This is a genomic window from Tahibacter amnicola (assembly GCF_025398735.1).
In the GTDB taxonomy this organism is placed as follows: Bacteria; Pseudomonadota; Gammaproteobacteria; order Xanthomonadales; family Rhodanobacteraceae; genus Tahibacter; species Tahibacter amnicola.
Genome location: NZ_CP104694.1, coordinates 2,196,566 through 2,215,168 on the forward strand (window position 1 = coordinate 2,196,566; position 18,603 = coordinate 2,215,168).

An 18,603-nucleotide genomic window follows, 5' to 3' on the forward strand; every position below is an offset into this window, starting at 1 on the left:
CACTCTGTTCGAACGGTCGAAGAAAGGCGAACGCGCGGTACTCGTCCAGCCCAACTGGGTGGGCGAGACCGATGGTGCGGCGCGTCTGCAGGAGTTTGTCGAGCTGGCCCGCTCGGCGGGCGCGACGGTCGTCGCGACGCTGACCGCGCGCATTGATAAACCTAATCCCAGCTATTTCGTCGGCAGCGGCAAGGCCGACGAGCTCAAGTCACTCAAATTGGCCAACGAGGCTGACCTCATCCTGGTCAATCACGCGCTCAGTCCGGTGCAGGAGCGCAATCTCGAGAAGTTCTGCGAGTGCCGCGTAGTGGGGCGTACCGGACTTATCCTCGATATCTTTGCGCAGCGCGCGCGCTCCCACGAGGGCAAGCTCCAGGTCGAGCTGGCACAGCTCAAGCACATGTCGACGCGCCTGGTGCGCGGCTGGACCCATCTGGAACGCCAGCGCGGCGGCGCGATCGGCCTTCGTGGCCCGGGTGAAACCCAGCTGGAGATCGATCGCCGGCTCCTGGGCGAAAAAGTCAAAGTACTGGAACGACGCCTGGAAAAGGTCGCCGTGCAGCGCGAGCAGGCGCGTCGCGGCCGCCTGCGCAACGCGGTGCCGCTGGTGTCCCTGGTGGGCTATACGAACGCCGGCAAGTCCACGCTCTTCAACCGGATCACCGGCGCCGGCGTCTACGCGGCCGACCAGTTGTTCGCCACGCTCGATCCCACCTTGCGCCGGATCGAAGGCTTGCCCTGCGGGCCCTTCGTTCTGGCCGACACCGTGGGTTTCATCCGCGACCTGCCGCATGACCTGGTGGCCGCGTTCAAGTCCACCCTGGCGGAAACGCGCGATGCGGACCTGCTGCTGCACGTGGTGGACGCGGCGGATCCGGAGCGTGACCAGCGTATCGCTGACGTGATGACGGTGCTCGCTGAGATCGGTGCGGACGACGTGCCGCAGATCCTCGTCTACAACAAGATTGACCGGCTCGAGGCCCAGCGTCCGCGGCGCGAAACGGTACAGGGCGGCGAGGTGGAGCGGGTCTGGGTGTCCGCCGCCGAAGGCCTGGGCATGGACCTGCTGTCCGACACCATCAGCGACTGCCTTGGCATCGACCGGGTGCAACTTACCCTGCAGCTGGAACCAGGCCAGGGGCGTCTGCGTTCGCGCCTGTTCGCCGCCGGCGTGGTTGCGCGGGAAGCCAGTGACGATACGGGTTGGACGATTGAAATCGATGCGCCGCTGTCGCGGTTGCAGTCGCTGTTCGGCCTTCCCGACGGCGACGGCCTGTTCCTCAAGCAGCGCCTGGCATCGCGTCAGTGAGCGTGACCCGGCAGGGCCAGGCCCTCGTCGCCCACGACTTTGCGTGAGGCGTTGCGAGGTTCCAGCGCCAGCTTGTTGACACTCAGCGTGGCGTTGACGATGGACTGCACGTCACGGAAATCCGATTCCAGTTGCTTCTGCGACTGCTTGGACACGCGTTCCATGTTTTCCCGGGCCTGTGCCAGCAGCGGCCGCGCCGCGGGGATGTCACCGCTCTGGGCGAGCGCGCGCGCCAGTTCGATCCGCGTGCCCACGGCGCAGACGGGCGTTTCCATCGTCGGCAGGCGGTCGGTGAGGAGTTCGCGCGTCGCATCGAAGAGCTGCAGTTCGTTGAACACGCGCGCCAGGTTCACGCGCAGCGCGCTGGTGTCCGGGTGCATCGGACCCCAGGATTTTTCGCCCAGGGCGAGCGCCTCGCGCATCAAGGGCATGGCTTCGCCGGGATTGTGCAGGACGCGCCAGTCGAAGTAGGCGAGGTTGTAGATGCTCGCCGCAACATCGGGATGTTCCGGAGCATGGATGGCGCGCGCGGTGGCCAGTGCCTCGCGCAGGTAGCGCTCTGCTGCGGCGTGGTTGCCAGCCTGGGCGTTGAGGATGCCGAGGTTGCGTTGGATCAGGTGGAGGCGGCGGGTCTGGCGGTCAGCCATTCGCTCGAGAATCTCGGCGGCGGCATTGCCCAGCGCCAGTGCCCGGACCCGTTGGCCGTCGTGGTACTCCACCATACCGGCGGCCAGCAAGGCCTGGGCGAGTTCCGGGTGGGTCTCGCCGAAGTGGCGCCGCAATTGATAGACGGATCGTTCGACCAGCGTACGCGCCGCGGCATGCTCGCTGGCGGCCGAGCGCAGGCGCGCTGTCAACACGCCGACCCGCGCGGCAGCCAGGCTTTGCGTGCCCAGGTGTTTCTCCGTGTCTGCCAGGAGGGCTTCCGCCTGCGGGCGGGCTTGCCGTCCACGTCCGGAATCCTCCAGTGCGCGCAGGCGTTGCAGACGCAGGTAGACCATCTGCTCCGGACTGATCGGCGTGGAGACATGATTGCCGAGGAAGGAATCCAGCTCGGCAAGGGCCGCGCTCGCCCGGCCGGTTTCCACTGCCAGGCGGGCACGCAGCAGGGCGTGTTGCGCATCGGCATCCGCGTCGCCCATTCGGTGCGCGGTGGCCAGCGCCGCCGAGTCGGCCAGTGCGCGCTGTGTCCCTTCGTAGTAGGAAAGATTGAGGCACACCTCGGCCAGGGTATGCAGGAGCAGCCGGTGCACCGGTGGGCGCTCCGCGAAATCCCGCGCGATGCGCGTGCGTGCGGCGTCCAGCAGATGGGGAATACGCTCGGACGTCCGCGCCATCAGGGCGGGATTACCCGATGGGAAGGTGTCGGCGAAAAATCGCGCGACGTCCGGATCCTGGTGCAGGTTCTGGGCGGTCAGGGCCGGTGGCGCCAGCACCCCGACGCCGGGAATGAGGAATATCCCTGCGGCGAACGTGGCCGCCACCATCAGCGCCCCTGCGACATAACGGCGGCCACCGTGCCAGCGCGAACTGGGTATCGGCAGGGGGCGCAGCGTGCTCATCGCTGCCCCGCACTGGCGTGGAGGGGCGCATATGTCTGTCCCGTGCGAACTGACACCGGGTGTAAACCTGGTCGGGGAGGCAGATTCGTGCGTACCGGTGCGTCAATCATGAATAACGGCGTGCGGGCATAGGCGGAGGACGACTATGCGCAGCCGCGGATGTGCTTTCAAGGAATAAGGGGCCATCCATGCGCCCGGGAATGGCGCGTCCTGGCCAGGGGAGTAGCAGTCCGGGGGCGGACTGCAACGGCTGCGCTGGGCTTGTCCGAACCCTGCGGGTACAATCCGGCCGCAACCTGCCCAGGCGGACCACCGTTCCGTCATGCGGTTGCCGGCCGGACAATCGCATCCAATGAACACTACACCACGACCGACAATCCAATGGCGCGCCTGCAGTGGCGCGAATCGTACGAGGGCCACTCATGGCATGGAATGAGCCGGGCAAACGCGACCCCTGGCGCGGCAATCAGAAAGGCCCGGATGTCGAGGAAACACTTAGGCGACTCAGAGAGCGGTTCGGCAACCTGCTCGGTGGCTCCGGCGGGCGCAGCGGCGGCACTGGCGGGATCCTGCTGGTCGTGCTGGCGATCGTCCTGCTGTGGACCGTGGCCGATACCGTCACGATCATCAATGCACAGGAAGTGGGCGTCGTACAGCGGTTCGGAAAGAAGAACCGCGTGCTCGGCCCTGGCATGAGCTTCAAGTGGCCGCGCCCGATCGAAACCGTGACCAAGGTGGCGACCACCCGCGTCCAGTCGCTGGACGATGAAGTCGTCATGCTGACGATGGATGAAAACATCGTCCGGATCCGTTTCAACGTGCAGTACCAGATCAGCAATGCCGAGGACTACCTTTTCAAGCTGCGCGACGCCGAAGGCACCGTGAAGGAAGCGGCCGAGAGTGCCGTGCGCCAGGTGATCGGCGGTAGCGAGATGGATCACATCCTTTCCGGCGAAGGCGCCGAGCTGGTCAGCGAGACCAAGAAGGTGCTGCAGCAGACACTCGATTCCTACGAATCGGGGCTGGCCGTGACCGAGGTGAATTTCCAGCTGGTCGCTCCACCGGACCAGGTCAAGGAAGCCTTCGACGACGTGACCAACGCGCGTGAAAACAAGCAGCAGATCGAGAACGAGGCGCGCGCTTATGCCAATACCGTCGTGCCGGAGGCGCGCGGCAAGGCAGCGCGCATCAAGGCCGAGGCCGAGGGCTACAGCGCCGAGCGCGTCGCGCTCGCCAAGGGTGACGCGGATCGCTTCGAATTGCTGATGGTGCAGTACAAGACTGCCCCGGAAGTGACCCGTCAGCGCCTGTACCTGGAAACCATGCAGGAAGTGCTGACTGAAAGCACCAAGGTCATCGACACCACGGGCGGCCGCAACCTGATCAATCTCCCCGTCGACCGTCTCGGCGGCGCTTTGAATTCAGGAGGCGGCGTCCTGCTGCCGTCGGACGAAGCGGTTCGCGCCAAGCGGGAGGGTTCGCGATGAAGTCGTTGGTTGCTTTGGTTGCCGCCCTGCTGGTGCTGCTCGGGGTCAATTCGCTGTTCGTCGTGCGCGAAGGGCAGTCGGCGTTGCTGCTGCAGTTCGGCAAGATCGTCCGTTCCGACTTCAAGCCGGGACTGCACTGGAAGGTGCCGTTCTTCGAGCAGTCACTGTTGTTCGACAAGCGCATCCTTGGCCTTGACGCCCAGCCGGAGCGCTATCTGACGTCGGAAAAGAAGAGCGTGCTGGTCGATTTCTACGTCAAGTGGCGCATTGACGACCTCGCCAAGTTCTACCAGACCTCCGGCGGCGACGAAGAACAGGCCAATTCGCGCCTGTCGCCGATCGTCAAGGATGCGCTGCGCTTTGAATTCAATGCCCGTCCGCTGCATGAGCTGATTGCCGACGGCCGGGTGGACATCACCAAGCGCGTGCGTGACCAGGTCAATCGCTCGACCCAGAATTCGCTCGGCATCGAAGTGAAGGACGTGCGCATCCGCGGCATCAACTTCCCGGAAGAGGGAACGGTGCTGTCGTCCGTGTACGACCGTATGCGCGCCGAGCGCAAGCAGGTCGCCAACAGCCTGCGCGCCAGCGGTCAGGAAGCGGGTGAAACGATCCGGGCGAACGCTGATCGCGAGCGCCAGGTGCTGCTGGCCGACGCGACGCGCGAAGCGCAGAAGACGCGCGGCCAGGGCGACGCGGAGGCGGCGCAGGTGTACGCGCAGGCCTACGGGAAAGATCCAGAGTTCTACGCCTTCACGCGTAGTCTCGAGGCCTACCGGGCGTCGTTCCGGCAGGGCAACGGTGTGTTGCTGCTCGACCCGAAGTCGGACTTGTTCCGCTACTTCAACGACAGCGACAAGGACTAATGAACATCGCGGCGCCGGGCAACCGGCGCCGTGCAACATGAAGCGGGCGTGCCATCGGTCGGCTGAAAGCGGTCGGGGGCGGGCCCGCTTGCGCGTGCGATATGGGCTTGTGCGGGCGGATTGCCTCGCAGGGCGACAGTTTCTTTGTGTGCGCGTCGGACCGACGCGCTCCTGACAGTCATGTGTTTTTGAAGGAAACAGCCATGGGTAAATCGGTAGTCATTCTCGGCGCGCAGTGGGGCGATGAAGGCAAGGGCAAGATCGTCGACCTCCTGACGGAACAGGTTGGCGCGGTGGTGCGCTTCCAGGGCGGCCACAATGCCGGTCATACGCTGGTGATCGGCGGCAAGAAGACCGTCCTGCACCTGATTCCCTCGGGCATCCTGCGCGACGACGCGCTCTGCCTGATCGGCAACGGCGTCGTCCTGTCGCCGGCGGCGCTGCAGACCGAAATTGCAGAGCTGGAAGCCCAGGGCGTGGATGTGCGGTCGCGCCTGAAGATCTCGCCGGCGACACCGCTGATCATGCCGTACCACATCGCGGTGGACCAGGCGCGCGAACGCGCGTCGGGCGCCAAGGCCATCGGCACCACTGGCCGCGGCATTGGCCCGGCCTACGAGGACAAGGTGGCCCGTCGCGGCATCCGCGTGGCCGACCTGTTCTACCCGGACCAGCTCGCCGACAAGCTGCGCGACGCGGTCGACTACCACAACTTCGTGCTCGCCAACTGGCTCAAGGCCGACACGGTCGATTACCAGAAGGTGCTCGACGAGGCGATGTCGTTCGGTTCCTACGTCAAGCCCATGGTCGACGACGTGTCGACCCTCCTGTACGACCTGCGTCGCGCCGGCAAGCGCATCCTCTTTGAAGGTGCGCAGGGTTCGCTGCTGGATATCGACCACGGCACCTATCCCTACGTCACCTCGTCGAATACGACGGTGGGCGGCGCGTACGCCGGCTCGGGCGTCGGCGCCAAGGACATCGACTACGTGCTCGGCATCGCCAAGGCCTACGCCACGCGCGTGGGTGGCGGTCCGTTCCCGACGGAACTCGACGATGACATGGGCGAGCTGCTGCGCAAGCGCGGCAATGAGTTCGGTGCGACCACCGGCCGTCCGCGCCGCTGTGGCTGGATCGACCTGGTGGCGCTGAAGCGTGCCGTGCAGATCAACGGCATCACTGGCCTGGCCATCACCAAACTGGATGTGCTCGATGGCCTGCCGTCGATCAAGGTTTGTATTGCCTACGAATACCGCGGCAAGCAGCGCACGCTGGCGCCACTGGACGCCGCGGGCTGGGAAGAATGCAAGCCGGTCTACCTGGAATTCCCGGGCTGGCAGGAACCCACCTCGGGCGTGCGCGAGTTCGGCAAGCTGCCGCCCGCGGCGCGCGCGTACCTGCGTGCGGTCGAGGAGCTGGCCGAGTGCCCGCTGGCGCTGGTCGCCACGGGTGCAGATCGCGACGACACGATTATTTTGCGCGATCCGTTCGCCTGATAATCGCGGTATCCATACAGGTGTAAAGTCGGGCGGCCTGCGCCGCCCGACAAGCATCGCCCATGACACATCCCTTTCGCATCCGCGAAATCGATCATCTGGTACTGCGCACCCGCGACCAGGAAGGCCTGGTTCGCTTTTACTGCGAGGTCCTGGGCTGTCGCGTCGAGCGCCGCCAGGACGCCATCGGCCTGGTGCAGCTGCGTGCCGGCAGCTCGCTGATCGATATCGTCGGCATCGACGGCGTGCTCGGCAAACGCGGTGGCGATGCGCCGGCGCCCCGGGCGCGCAACCTTGACCACTTCTGCCTGCGTGTGGAGCCATTCGAACTGGACGCCATCCGCGAACACCTGGCGGCGCATGGCGTCAGTATTGGCGAGGTGGATTCACGCTACGGTGCGGAGGGGGAGGGGCCCTCGCTCTACCTGGACGATCCCGAGGGTAATACGGTGGAGCTGAAAGGACCGCCGGATAGCCCGCGGTAGCGCGCAACGTCCTCCGCCCATCGACCAAAGCGGCATTGGCACGCCACCGCCAGTCGCAGTACAACTGCGCGTGACACCATCGGCCTGGCCGTTCGCGCCAGCGGTGACATTCGCAGAGATCACCACCATGGCCCTGTACCTGGCTTTTTGCTTTGCCGCGCTGATGGTGACCCTGTCGCCCGGGCCGGACACTTTCCTGGTGATGGCCAACGCCGCCCGCGGCGGCGCGCGGCTGGGGCTGGCGACCGTCGCCGGCATCGTATCCGGTGGCGTCTTCCATATCGCGCTGTTTGCCGGCGGGTTTGCGCAATTGCTGGTGTACTCGGCGGCGGCGTTCCTGGCGGTGAAGGTCGCCGGCGCGGCCTATCTCGGCTGGCTCGGATTGCAGGCGCTGCGTTCTGCCGCGCGCCCGGCGCAGGAAATCGTCGTGACCACTGACGCTCCGGCCACCACCTCCGTCTGGCCGGTGTATGCGCAAGGCGTGCTGACCAATGCGCTCAACCCGAAGATCGCCGTGTTCTACCTGGCATTCCTGCCCCAGTTCATGGATCCGGCGCAGTCGCTGGCTGCGCAATCCGTATTGTTGATCGGCACCCACTACGTGATGGGATTCGTCTGGCTCGGTGCGCTGGCGTTCGGCGCGGCCCGCATGGGGCCGTGGCTGGCAAAAGGACGTGTCAGACGCTGGCTCGACGGGGTGGTCGGTACCGTGATGCTGGCCTTCGGCGTGCGCCTGGCCCTGACCACGCGCTGAGCACATTGCGCTTGTGATTCGATAGCGCCAGCCGGACGCGTGCGCGTCGCCCCCGCTTACTGCGCGATATCGTCGAGTACCTGGCGCAGGTAGGCCATCACGTCGCGGGCCCTGGTCGAGTCAGGTAGCCATTCGCGGAATTCCTGCGCACGCGCCGCACGTCGTACACCCCCAGCGCCGGCAGTCCGTGCTCGATGCGCGTCGGTGTGAGGGCTTGCTCGGTGCAGCGCGGACATGTACTGGCCATGTCGGATCCCGTGTTGAAGACGGCGCAAAACAAAAGGCCCGCCGAAGCGGGCCTTTCGTTTGAGTATTGGTGCCCAAGAGAGGACTCGAACCTCCACGGGTCGCCCCGCTAGTACCTGAAACTAGTGCGTCTACCAATTCCGCCACCTGGGCAGGTGTCCCGCCGCGTTGTTGACGCTGCGAAGGGCGCGAACTGTACTGGCCATGCGAAAGCTTGTCAACGCTCTTTTTGCAATCGGGTGATCGTCCAGGCTCTTCACCGGTCTGTGTCGCCGGGGGCTTACAATAGGCGCCTGAGCGGAGCCGGCCGGTTCCGCCATGAGGGAAGCAATGAAGAAAAACAGGACAAACGACAAGAACACCAAGTCCCCGGCGCGCACGACGGCGCGCAAGACCAAATTGCCGGCGTGGTTTCCGGAGGTGCCTGAGCCTGTCCGGGCCAAGCCCAAGACAAGCAAGGCCGCGCCGGCACGACCGGCCGCGCCGAAACCGGCAGCAGCGCCGCCCCGGCCGCGGGCCCGGCGCGTCGCCGAGGCCGGCACCGCGCCCGAAGATGTCAGCCGCGAACGGTTCGCGGCACCACCGCCCGCCAGGGCGGGTCGAAAAGCCGGGCGATCCGCGCCGGCAGCGGCCCAGGCTTCGACGGATCCTTTCGCCGAGCGCGAGCGCCAGCGCTACGAATTTCCCATTCCCAGCCGCGAAGCCATCCTGGCCTTCCTGGTGGAGCGGGGCCAGCTGATGACCGCCGAGGCGATCGCCCAGGCGCTCGAGCTCGTCCATGAACGCGATTTCGACGCATTGACCAAGCGACTCGCCGCGATGGTCCGTGACGGGCAGCTGATCCAGAACCGCCGCGGCGGCTATGGCGTCGCCCAGAAGCTCGACCTGCTGCCCGGCGTGGTGCTGGCCAATCCGGACGGCTACGGCTTTCTCAAGCCCGATGCGGGCGGTGAAGACCTGTACCTCTCGCCCTACGAAATGCGCAAGGTGCTGCATGGCGACCGCGTGCTGGGCAGCATCGTCGGCGTGGACCGCCGTGGCCGTCGGCAGGGTGCCATCGTCGAAGTGCTGGAGCGGCGTTCGCCCCGCCTGGTGGGGCGTGTCGTCGAAAAAGACGGCCTGATCCTGGTCGTACCCGATGACCGGCGACTGCACCAGGAAGTGCTGATTCCGCCGGGCAAGGAATGCGGCGCACGTTCCGGTCAGATCGTGGTCGCGGAGATCACTGATCCGCCAACGGCCTATCGCGGCCCGGTTGGACGCGTGCTCGCGGCGCTGGGCGAGCGGCTGACGCCGTCACTGATCGTCGAGATGGCTATCGCCAGCCACGACATCCCGCACGACTGGCCCGAAGCCGCGCTGCGCGAGGCGGCCGAGGTCGAGCCGGAAGTGCACGCGGACGAACTGGCTGATCGCAAGGATCTGCGCGGGTTGCCGTTGGTCACCATCGACGGCGAGGATGCGCGCGACTTCGACGACGCCGTGTTTGCCGAGCCGGTCGCGAGCGGATTCCGCCTGGTCGTCGCGATCGCGGATGTTTCCTACTACGTGCGTCCGGAAACGGCGCTGGACGAAGAAGCTTACAAGCGCGCCACGTCGGTGTACTTCCCGGGTTTCGTCGTGCCGATGCTGCCGGAGACGCTGTCGAACGGTATCTGCTCGCTCAATCCCAAGGTCGATCGCATGTGCATGGTCTGCGACATGCAGATCGACCACGATGGCGAAGTGACCAAGTCAAAGTTCTACGCCGCCGTGATGCGCTCGCATGCGCGCCTGACCTACACCCAGGTGTGGAAGGCGATTGGGGAGAAGGACGCGACCGCACGCGCCCAGATCGGCAACCTGATGCCGCACATCGAGCGCCTGCACCAGCTGTACAAAGTGCTGGCCAAGGCGCGCAAGAAACGCGGTGCGATCGATTTCGAGAGCGCGGAAGTGAAGTTCCGGCTCGCGCCGTCGGGTGAAGTGGTGCAACTGGGTGCCGAGCCGCGCAATGACGCGCATCGCCTGATCGAAGAATGCATGATCGCGGCGAACGTGGAAGCGGCGCGGTTTCTCAACAAGAAGCACATCCCGGCGCTCTACCGTGTGCATGAGTCTCCGCCCGAGGGCAAATACCAGGATCTCCTGGAATTCCTCAAGGATTTCAGCCTGAAGATGCCCCCGGCCGACGAAGTGCAGCCGGGCGATTTCGCCACGCTGATCAAGAAGGTGCAGAAGCGCCCTGACGCGAGCCTGATCGAGTCGGTGCTGCTGCGCTCCCAGGCGCTGGCGGTCTACCAACCCGAATGCCATGGCCATTTCGGTCTCGCGCTCGATGCGTATGCCCACTTCACCTCGCCAATCCGGCGCTATCCCGATTTGCTGGTGCACCGCGCGATCCGCTTCGCCCTGACCAAGGCCAAGCCGTCTCAGTACACCTATACGCCGGCGGCCATGTCCAGCATGGCGGTTCACTGCTCGCAGTGTGGCCGGCGTGCCGAGGAAGCCGAGCGCGATGTGGACGAGCGTTACAAATGCGCCTGGATGGAGAAGCACGTTGGCAGCCAGTTCGCCGGCATCGTCTCGGGCGTCACCTCGTTCGGCCTGTTCGTGGAACTGACGGATTCGAAGGTGACAGGGCTGGTCCACATCACGCAGCTGCCCAACGACTACTACCATTTCGACCCGATCCGCCACCTCCTTACCGGCGAGCGGCGCGGACTGAAGTTCCGCCTGGGCGACGCCGTCAACGTGCAGGTGCTGCGGGCCAGTCTTGAAGATCGCAAGATCGATTTCCGACTGGTTGCCGACGATATTTCGGAGAAAAAGCGGCGATGAGCCACGAGCTGTTGATTGGCATCAATTCGGTCGAAGCGGCGTTGAGCCACGACCCGGGCAATATCGTCGAGCTGTTTATCGAGACGGGCACCACCAATGCCCGCTTGAAAGAGTTGTCCGAGCGCGCACGTGACCTTGGCGTCAAGCCGCACGGCCGCACCCGGGAATTGCTCGATCGCATGACGGGCGGTGCGCGGCACCAGGGGGTCGTGGCGCAGTACCGCGCGGCGCCCAAGCGTACGGAAGCCGATCTGAAAGAACTGGTCGAGGCGGCCGGACGAGACGCGCTCATCCTGGTGCTCGACGGCGTCACGGACCCGCATAACCTCGGAGCCTGCCTGCGCAGCGCCGAAGCGGCGGGTGCCACCGCCGTGGTGGTGACCAAGGACAAGGCCGTGGGCATCACGCCGACGGTTCGCCGGGCCTCGGCCGGCGCCGCCGATCGCGTTCCTTTCATCCAGGCGACGAACCTGGCGCGGACGTTGCGCTCGCTCAAGGATCTCGGTCTGTGGCTGGTCGGCCTGGCCGGTGACAGCGATGAAGACTTCTACAAGACGGACCTGCGCGGACCGATCGCCCTGGTCATCGGCAGTGAAGGCGAGGGAATGCGTCGACTGACGCGCGAGCAATGCGATTTCGTCACCCGCATTCCGATGCGCGGTGCGGTGGAAAGTCTGAATGTTTCCGTCGCGACCGGCGTCACTTTGTTTGAAGTACTGCGCCAGCGCGGCGTGACGCCGGCGAAAAGCTGACGCGTCGGCGGGCTGCTTCCCATCACGCATCGTCATCGGTGCGTCATGGGAAGTGCTAGTAGAGAAGTAGCGGACGGTAAATTGCTACTGACTGATGAGCGTAACTGCGTCGATTGTGCGTGGGGGCGATCGACGGCGTCGGGGCGAAGGGCGTTCAGCGCGATCGCGGGATGCGACACCTTGCCGCACCAGCGTAGGGTCTGCCATTGAGGCGCCGGTCGAATGCCGGCGTGACTCAGCGCATCAATTTGCTGGCGAGCAGGCTCATGGCGTTTGCGACAGAACCGGCTGTTTCCGGCGACGCACCGGCGCGGCAGCTGGTCAGCGGCTGGGTAGCCGTCTCGATATAGCCGGCTGGGGCGACGACCGTGACGGTGACGTGCGCCTGGTGACGGCCCGTGCAGGAAAGCGCCAGTCTTGGCGCGGAACGGGAAGGGTGCGCGGCGATCCGGACACCGCCGGCCACGTTCCACTCGTATCGGTAATCGGCCCCGCGTGGCCAGGCTTCGCAGGCGTAGCCATTACCCGCGGGTTCGCAGGAAATGCCGGCCGCTTGGGCCAGCCCGCACGCCATGATGACGAGAATCCCCAGAAAGACTACCAAGTATTTTTTCACGACCCGGCCCTTGTCGCTCGTATCCGATAAGCGCCGAAACGCGATAGCCGCGCTCAGGGGGCGCGCGGCCACCGCGTTCCGGTAGGGTGCTTACACCCTGATACAGATACTCGGAATGGGGAGGGCAAAGGGCTCACTGGTCCCTAAAGGTCCGCCGGGCGCTTCGGCCCGTCAGTCGCCGCGCTCCGAATCGGGTGAATGACGTTGTTTGGGCGGAGTAGTCGCCGGGGGAGTATCCGCCCCCGGCGAGTAGAGATGACCGACTTATTGCGGGCTCTGGCAGGCAGGAATCGGTGTCTGCGCATAGGCGGTCAGGCCCGCCGGCGAGTAGATGGTCACGGCGACTTGTCCTCCCTGCGGCGCGCAGTCGACAACAAGGAATGGGTTTTTCGCGTCGGTGTAGCCCGGTACCGGCAGATTGGGAGATGCCGCCCAGCTGTACTGGAGCGTTTCTCCCTGCGGTGAGGCCTCGCAAATGTGCCGGCCGTCGGACTGCGTACACTGCAGTGCCGCATTGCTCGGTGGCAATTTGAGCGGCCGCTTCTCGTCGCAGGCGGCGGAACCGGTGCGCAGATCCAGGTGCACGAGGTCGTAGCACTCCTGGCCGTCACACGGCGTGTTGACCAGCGGAAAGATGTCGCATCCCGTCATCTGCGCATGCACTGCCGTGGATGAACTGGCGGAAAGGACTGCCAGAAGCAGGCAGTGCGGTCGAATTTTCATGAAGCGTGACATCGGGTCCCCCTATTTTGTTGTCAAAGCACGAAATCTTAGGCGACGGCGCCTCGCGCCTCTACCCAGCTCCGCTGAGCGCTCGTTTCTAAGATTACGAGGCGTACTCGGAATGGCGAGCTGGACCGGCTCAACCGGTAGTACCGGAATTCGACGCGGTCAACATTAGCGACTCTACCGCCTTACATTGGGCTTCCGTATCTACACTGCGTGAAGATTCGCATCCCAGCTCCTTGAGGACATCCTTGGCGAGGACGGCATATTCTTCACGACGACGAGGACTGGCGGTGCGAAACTGCTCCAGCGCAACAGGGGATGTGAGTTCATTGGCGGCGTCAGAAACACGATTCCAGCCGATCAACGCCCGGACATAGGCGATTCGCCAATACATCACAGGCAGGCGGGTCGATTGATCCTGAGTGCCGCCACGCACCAGGACTTCTTTGTAGAGTGATTCGGCCTCGTCCGGGGAATGGTTCGCGCGCGTCAGTGCCAACGCGACGTTAAACGCGGTACGAAGCGTGTTCTGATGATCGTCTCCGACGGCTTTGCGCCATGCGCGCAGGCTCGTCCGGAATGCGTCCACGGCATCCAGCGGCCTGTTCAACTCATCTAAACACATTCCTAAAGAGCCGCGAGCGGTTGCCGCAACAGTACTGTCCTGTCCGTAAGTGCGATCCGCTTCCGCCACGACGGCTTTGGCCTCCTCCAGAGCCTCGTCACGTCGACCGACAGAGCGCAGGGCACTGACCCGATACAGTCGCACCAGAGTGACCCGTGGATGATTGGGCGACAGACCTCGACTTTGCTCCTGGTAGAGCGTATCCAACAGGCTGAGCGCGTCGTTGCCTCGGTCTCCGCGACGCAGTGCTTCGGCGAGCTGCAAGCGGGCCAGTCTCGCGTCGTCGTCGGATGCAGGTCTTTGACCGAAACTCTCCACCGCCTGCTCCAGTGTAGCAATGGAGTCGGCGAAATGACTGCGATGAAGCAGCAGCATTCCGCGGGCCAATTTCCATTCGGGAGTGCGGACGGGGCTGATATTCGCGGCGCGTGTCAGCAAATCATCGGCAATATCGTAGTCACCGCTACTGATTCGGGCACGGGCTTCCAGTACGAGCAGCCCAGTCACGGTTTCGTTGGGCAATTGCGCCTTCTCCGACGCCAGTCGCGCGCGTTCTGCCAATGCGGCGGCCTGTGGACTGCGTCCCACTGCCAATTCCACTTCGGCCATCGTGCCGGCAAGATCCGCATAGACGTCCGGCTGGCTGTCGAAGGTGGATTCCAGCTGCGGTCGTGCAGCCTCCAGCACGTCCGTCGCCGTCACCTGTGCCCCGCCGACCTGCATGGGGTTGGCGGCCGCGAAGGCTTCCTTCAATAATCCAACGGCCCGTTGCGCGCGGTCGCGTTCGTGCGCAATGGCGATGTTCTGCCGCACGATGGCGACCACGGCGGTACCAATGGTGAAGAGCAGCCCCGCAACCAGTGCGGATGCGACGCTGTGGCGTGCGAGGAACTTCCGCCAGCGATACCAGCGATCGCTCTGACGCTCGCGGATGGGGTGGCCGGCAAGGACATGGTCGATATCCAGATCCAGCTGGTCCACTGTGCCGTAGCGTTCTTCGGGGCGTTTGCGCAGGCAGCGCTGGACGACGTGCTCGAGGTCGCCGCGCAGCGCCGAACGCAGGTCGCGCACGCCGGAAAAGCCGCGGGATTCGGCGGTATAGCGGTCGTTCTCGCCGAGCCGGCTGGCCATGGGCGGTGGCGGCACATGGCGGATGGCGTGCTCGATCTCACCGGGCGTCATGTTGCCGAACGCAAAGGGCAGGCGGCCGCAAAGCAGTTCGTACAGCAGCATGCCCAGCGCATGGATATCGCACGCCACGGTCACGGCACCGCCGGCCAGCTGCTCCGGTGCGGCGCTGGACGGCGTCAGGAAGCGGTCCATCGTCATCGTCGCCTTGTCGTGGCCGATGCGGCCCAGCGGCTTGGCGATGCCGAAATCCAGCAGGCGGATCTCGCCCTCGTTGGTGACCAGCACGTTGCTCGCCTTGATGTCGCGGTGCACCACCAGATTGCGATGCGCATGACCGACGGCGGCGAGCACTTTGCGGAACAGGCGCAGACGATCCTTGATGCCCAGGCGCCGCGCATCGCACCAGTCGTCGATGGCGCGGCCGCGGACGAATTCCATCACCACGAAGGGCGTGCCGTCGGCCGTCGTGTTGGCGTCAATCAAGCGCGAAATGCCGGGATGGTCGAGCGAGGCGAGAATGGCGCGCTCGGTCGAGAAGCGGCGTAGCAATGCCGGATGCAGTACGTCACGGCGGACGAACTTGATCGCCACTTCCTGGGTGAAATCCGGGCCTACCCGCGTGGCGCGGAAGACACGGCCCATGCCGCCCTGGCCGATTTCCTCCTCGAGGGTGTACACGCCGATGGTTGCGCCCGGCTGCAGTGCGGAATTCTCCAGCGCGTCCAGGCCCGCTTCGACGACGCTGACAGCCGAGCGCGTGGCCGAACCGATCAGTTTCTGGTCGCGGCGGATGAGCTTGGCAAGGTCGGCCGCCAGTTGTGGATCATCGGCCATGCAGCGTTCCAGCAGCGCTTCGCGCGCCACCGGATCCAGATCCAAGGCTTCGTCGAAGAGCTCGCCCAGGCGCCGGATGCGCTCAGGCGGCGTCTTCATCATCGGGCACCACGTCGAGGCGTTCGGCAAGCCAGGCGCGGGCGAATCGCCACTGGCGCCCGACCGTGGCGCGGGACGATCCGCAGACTTCGGCGATCTCTTCCTTGGTGAGTCCTGAAAACAGGCGCAACTCGACGACGCGGGCAGCGTCGGGCGAGGCTTCGGCGAATTCCGTGAGGGCCTGGTCGACGGCGAGCCAGTCGACCTGGTCTCCCTGGAACGGTGCCTCGCGCTGGGTCATGTCGTCCAGTGCAATGAATAATTGGTCGCCGCCGCGTTTCTCGGCCTGGCGCTCGCGCAGGTAGTCGACCACCACCCGGCGCATCAGGGTGGCGGCAATGGCATGGAAATGCGCGCGATTCTGCCAATCTACGCCTTGTTGCAGATGCAGCCGCTCGTAGGCTTCGTTGGCTAGTTCCGTGGCGCGCAGGGTCAGGGCCGAGCCATGGCGGCGCACCTGGGCGCGCGCCAGTTCGCGTAACACCGGATATATGTCCGTCGCTAGTGCATCTTCGACACTGCGATCGCCACGCTTCCAGCGATCGAGCAGCTCGGTGATCGTAGACATCGGCCAACCCCCTGCTTCGGTCCGCAGTGTAGCCGCATGACGGCCGATAGAGCCAATAGGTTGCGCGGGCTTCCCGCCGATTGGCCACGCGGCCGGACCACTGTGTGCCGCGGCCGTCTGTATGCGTGTACCGATTGCGGGCGCCGATTATCTGCCCGGTGGCGGCGATGGCGGCCCCGCGATGTTCCGAAACGGCGCTAGAATTTCCGCGCGAACCATTGCCGGGGCACCTGCGGAGCGATTTTCCTCGCCGGCAGGAAATGGTCCCCGGCGAATCCGGGATGGCGGATTCGCAGGGCAGGATGCGTGGATTGAACTTTCCTGCAGGGTGCGCCATGGTCTGGATGCAGCGGTTGATTGTTCTCCTGGCTGGCTGGTCGGGAATGTGCGGTGCCAGTGTTCTGGTGGAGATCGCACCGGATAACGACGCCATCGTCGTCGATTTGCGTATCTGGTCGGATGAAGTGGCCGTGGCGGACAGGGTCCTCCATGTGCGGATGCTGGCGGATGGGCGCGTCGAGGTGCACCGGCCATTCTGGATGCGCGACGGCGGCGACTTCACCGGGCGTCTGTCGGCCGCCGAGCGCGACGGCCTGGTCCAGTCGCTGCTGGATGACGGACTGGATACCTTCGAGCGCGAAAAAGCCATTGTCGCGGTGGAGTCGACGTCGCAATTGCGGCGCGAAGCCGGTCAGCTCAGCTACGACAGCGAGCGCACTCACACGGTCTTTACATTCAACGTGGCTGCCGTGCGGCGCGCCGACGGCCGGCTGGGCATCGTCGCGCAGCGGTTCGGCTACGTGAACCTGCAGCTTGAAGCGGAGCGCTACGCCGCAATTCCCGCGCTGGCAGGTGCTGCACGCGCCCAGCAGCGCGTGCTGGCGCTGGCGCGGCATCCCAGCCTTGTTCACACGGGAGGCCAGCCATGAAGATCGCCACCGCGCGCAGCCTCGTTGCGGCACTGGCCTGCCTGGCCAGCACTGGCGCATTGGCCGGGGCCTTCGTTTTCGCCGATGAAACCAATCTGGACCTGGTCGCCCATGCCAAGGGCTATACGGGCGCCGGCGCCTCGCTGACGCTCAATGTGTGCATTGATCCGAACAGCAACAGCCAGGCATCGATGGAAGTGGCCATCCGCAACGCCATCTACCACTGGAACCAGATGGTGCCAACGGTGCGCAACCTGCGCACCGGCACGGACAACCAGATGACCAATTCCCAGTTTGACTGGGAATCGACCATGATGCACGAGCTGGGGCACTGCATTGGACTGGCGCATCCGAATCTCGCCAGCGAGTCGATGCTGACGGGGACTGATCCGGAATACACCAAGTCGTCCGATGGCCCGAACAACACCTACAACCTGACAGTCGGTGCGGACGGGCTGAAGGGATCGCCCGACGATACCCGTGGCGACGACGACAATTTGCACTGGTACCGCCGCCAGTCGAACAATCCGTTCGTGCTGGTACCGCCGATACAAGGCAGCACCTACTCCCGCACGCTGGGATTCCTGCCCGCAGGCCACACCTTCGCGGCCAATGGCGAGCGCAGCGTGTCGACGCAATTCGGTGTCTCGCCCACCGAAGTGATCATGCAGCAGGGGCAGGGCAACGACGAGGATCAACGCACCTTGGTCGCCGACGACGTGGGTACCCTGATGCTGGCGCGCACCGGGCATGACCGTATCGCCGGCACCAGCGACGACTACACGGTGACCCTGCAATACGGCGGCGTGGCGGCCGGGTGCGATATCAGCGCCAGCATCGATCCCACGTTTTCAGGCCTGGCGGTGTGCCAGTTGAATGGACAATTCAACAATTCCACGAATATTCGCATCACCGGCGCCGTGATGCGGTTCAGCGCGACGACCAACTGGCACTTCACCACCACCCGCGTGCCGGCGCCTTCGCCGGATACGGCGGTCGTGGGTGTCGGCGCTTCCACATCCATGGTGAACGGTGCTGCCACGTCCCTGCTGGCCAACGACACGCATCCGACCGCGGCGGCGTTGGTGATGTCCACCACAGGCTTTCCGGGGCCAGCCAACGGGAGCGTGACGCTCAATACCAACGGTACCTTCCTCTACACCCACAACGGCAATTCGGCAACCAGTGACAGCTTCACCTACCGTGCCTGCGTGGCGACCGATCTCAACGCCTGTTCGATGGGCGTGGTCACCATCACCATCAGCGATGTGATTTTCGAGGACGGATTCGAATAG

At 65.0% G+C, this 18,603-nt stretch carries 16 protein-coding genes and 1 tRNA gene; 10 read left to right on the forward strand and 7 right to left on the reverse strand.

Features of this window, described 5'->3' with window-relative positions; all coding sequences use genetic code 11:
* Positions 1-4 precede the first annotated feature (4 nt).
* Positions 5-1,309, forward strand: a complete 1,305-nt coding sequence (gene hflX, locus N4264_RS09340; protein WP_261697607.1) for a ribosome rescue GTPase HflX — start codon at positions 5-7, stop codon at positions 1,307-1,309.
* Here hflX and N4264_RS09345 read toward each other — a convergent pair.
* Positions 1,303-2,871, reverse strand: coding sequence for a tetratricopeptide repeat protein (locus tag N4264_RS09345; protein WP_261696765.1), 1,569 nt, complete (start codon positions 2,869-2,871; stop codon positions 1,303-1,305). The two genes, hflX and N4264_RS09345, sit on opposite strands and share 7 nt — an antisense overlap.
* Before the next feature lie 422 nt (positions 2,872-3,293).
* Between N4264_RS09345 and hflK the strand changes: the two genes are divergently transcribed.
* The 5 genes from hflK (at position 3,294) to N4264_RS09370 (ending at position 7,959) form a co-directional block, all read left to right on the forward strand.
* Positions 3,294-4,358 (forward strand): FtsH protease activity modulator HflK, encoded by a 1,065-nt coding sequence (gene hflK, locus N4264_RS09350; RefSeq protein WP_261696766.1) that lies wholly within the window; start codon positions 3,294-3,296, stop codon positions 4,356-4,358.
* Positions 4,355-5,224, forward strand: a complete 870-nt coding sequence (gene hflC / locus N4264_RS09355; protein WP_261696767.1) for a protease modulator HflC — start codon at positions 4,355-4,357, stop codon at positions 5,222-5,224. Before hflK ends, hflC begins: the two co-directional genes overlap by 4 nt.
* 203 nt (positions 5,225-5,427) lie before the next feature.
* Entirely contained in the window at positions 5,428-6,720 is a 1,293-nt protein-coding gene (locus N4264_RS09360; RefSeq protein ID WP_261696768.1) for an adenylosuccinate synthase, read from the forward strand.
* Between the two features lie 62 nt (positions 6,721-6,782).
* Positions 6,783-7,205 carry a VOC family protein gene (locus N4264_RS09365; RefSeq protein WP_261696769.1) on the forward strand — a complete coding sequence of 141 codons (423 nt, stop codon included), beginning with the start codon at positions 6,783-6,785 and terminating at the stop codon, positions 7,203-7,205.
* Between the two features lie 127 nt (positions 7,206-7,332).
* A complete protein-coding gene (locus tag N4264_RS09370; RefSeq protein ID WP_261696770.1) occupies positions 7,333-7,959 on the forward strand; it encodes a LysE family translocator in 627 nt (208 codons plus the stop codon).
* A gap of 97 nt (positions 7,960-8,056) precedes the next feature.
* Here N4264_RS09370 and N4264_RS09375 read toward each other — a convergent pair whose 3' ends face one another.
* Both N4264_RS09375 and N4264_RS09380 read right to left on the reverse strand, forming a co-directional pair.
* Positions 8,057-8,206: a hypothetical protein gene (locus tag N4264_RS09375; protein WP_261696771.1), complete on the reverse strand. Its 150-nt coding sequence runs from the start codon at positions 8,204-8,206 to the stop codon at positions 8,057-8,059.
* A gap of 67 nt (positions 8,207-8,273) precedes the next feature.
* A tRNA-Leu gene (locus N4264_RS09380) sits at positions 8,274-8,358 on the reverse strand.
* 177 nt (positions 8,359-8,535) lie between these two features.
* Here N4264_RS09380 and rnr point away from each other — a divergent pair.
* Both rnr and rlmB read left to right on the forward strand, forming a co-directional pair.
* Positions 8,536-11,025 carry a ribonuclease R gene (gene rnr / locus N4264_RS09385; protein ID WP_261696772.1) on the forward strand — a complete coding sequence of 830 codons (2,490 nt, stop codon included), beginning with the start codon at positions 8,536-8,538 and terminating at the stop codon, positions 11,023-11,025.
* Positions 11,022-11,777: a 23S rRNA (guanosine(2251)-2'-O)-methyltransferase RlmB gene (gene rlmB / locus N4264_RS09390; protein ID WP_261696773.1), complete on the forward strand. Its 756-nt coding sequence runs from the start codon at positions 11,022-11,024 to the stop codon at positions 11,775-11,777. Before rnr ends, rlmB begins: the two co-directional genes overlap by 4 nt.
* Positions 11,778-12,012: 235 nt before the next feature.
* Here rlmB and N4264_RS09395 read toward each other — a convergent pair whose 3' ends face one another.
* The 4 genes from N4264_RS09395 to N4264_RS09410 form a co-directional block, all read right to left on the reverse strand.
* A complete protein-coding gene (locus N4264_RS09395) occupies positions 12,013-12,465 on the reverse strand; it encodes a hypothetical protein (protein ID WP_261696774.1) in 453 nt (150 codons plus the stop codon).
* A gap of 192 nt (positions 12,466-12,657) precedes the next feature.
* A complete protein-coding gene (locus N4264_RS09400; RefSeq protein ID WP_261696775.1) occupies positions 12,658-13,116 on the reverse strand; it encodes a hypothetical protein in 459 nt (152 codons plus the stop codon).
* Between the two features lie 139 nt (positions 13,117-13,255).
* Positions 13,256-15,811, reverse strand: coding sequence for a serine/threonine-protein kinase (locus tag N4264_RS09405; RefSeq protein WP_261696776.1), 2,556 nt, complete (start codon positions 15,809-15,811; stop codon positions 13,256-13,258).
* Entirely contained in the window at positions 15,795-16,379 is a 585-nt protein-coding gene (locus tag N4264_RS09410) for an ECF-type sigma factor (protein ID WP_261696777.1), read from the reverse strand. The genes N4264_RS09405 and N4264_RS09410 overlap by 17 nt, the downstream gene beginning before the upstream one ends.
* A gap of 335 nt (positions 16,380-16,714) precedes the next feature.
* Here N4264_RS09410 and N4264_RS09415 point away from each other — a divergent pair, with 335 nt between their 5' ends.
* Both N4264_RS09415 and N4264_RS09420 read left to right on the forward strand, forming a co-directional pair.
* Positions 16,715-17,308: a hypothetical protein gene (locus tag N4264_RS09415; RefSeq protein WP_261696778.1), complete on the forward strand. Its 594-nt coding sequence runs from the start codon at positions 16,715-16,717 to the stop codon at positions 17,306-17,308.
* On the forward strand, positions 17,305-18,603 hold the full coding sequence (locus N4264_RS09420; RefSeq protein WP_261696779.1) for an Ig-like domain-containing protein: 1,299 nt from the start codon (positions 17,305-17,307) through the stop codon (positions 18,601-18,603). The genes N4264_RS09415 and N4264_RS09420 overlap by 4 nt, the downstream gene beginning before the upstream one ends.

What these genes read in the sequence shown, in the direction of transcription:
- N4264_RS09345 (WP_261696765.1), bottom strand. Translation starts at nt 2,871, where the DNA reads ATGAGCACGCTGCGCCCCCTGCCGATACCCAGTTCGCGCTGGCACGGT.
- hflK (WP_261696766.1), top strand. Translation starts at nt 3,294, where the DNA reads ATGGCATGGAATGAGCCGGGCAAACGCGACCCCTGGCGCGGCAATCAG.
- hflC (WP_261696767.1), top strand. Translation starts at nt 4,355, where the DNA reads ATGAAGTCGTTGGTTGCTTTGGTTGCCGCCCTGCTGGTGCTGCTCGGG.
- N4264_RS09360 (WP_261696768.1), top strand. Translation starts at nt 5,428, where the DNA reads ATGGGTAAATCGGTAGTCATTCTCGGCGCGCAGTGGGGCGATGAAGGC.
- N4264_RS09365 (WP_261696769.1), top strand. Translation starts at nt 6,783, where the DNA reads ATGACACATCCCTTTCGCATCCGCGAAATCGATCATCTGGTACTGCGC.
- N4264_RS09370 (WP_261696770.1), top strand. Translation starts at nt 7,333, where the DNA reads ATGGCCCTGTACCTGGCTTTTTGCTTTGCCGCGCTGATGGTGACCCTG.
- N4264_RS09375 (WP_261696771.1), bottom strand. Translation starts at nt 8,206, where the DNA reads ATGGCCAGTACATGTCCGCGCTGCACCGAGCAAGCCCTCACACCGACG.
- rnr (WP_261696772.1), top strand. Translation starts at nt 8,536, where the DNA reads ATGAAGAAAAACAGGACAAACGACAAGAACACCAAGTCCCCGGCGCGC.
- rlmB (WP_261696773.1), top strand. Translation starts at nt 11,022, where the DNA reads ATGAGCCACGAGCTGTTGATTGGCATCAATTCGGTCGAAGCGGCGTTG.
- N4264_RS09400 (WP_261696775.1), bottom strand. Translation starts at nt 13,116, where the DNA reads ATGAAAATTCGACCGCACTGCCTGCTTCTGGCAGTCCTTTCCGCCAGT.
- N4264_RS09405 (WP_261696776.1), bottom strand. Translation starts at nt 15,811, where the DNA reads ATGAAGACGCCGCCTGAGCGCATCCGGCGCCTGGGCGAGCTCTTCGAC.
- N4264_RS09410 (WP_261696777.1), bottom strand. Translation starts at nt 16,379, where the DNA reads ATGTCTACGATCACCGAGCTGCTCGATCGCTGGAAGCGTGGCGATCGC.
- N4264_RS09415 (WP_261696778.1), top strand. Translation starts at nt 16,715, where the DNA reads ATGGTCTGGATGCAGCGGTTGATTGTTCTCCTGGCTGGCTGGTCGGGA.
- N4264_RS09420 (WP_261696779.1), top strand. Translation starts at nt 17,305, where the DNA reads ATGAAGATCGCCACCGCGCGCAGCCTCGTTGCGGCACTGGCCTGCCTG.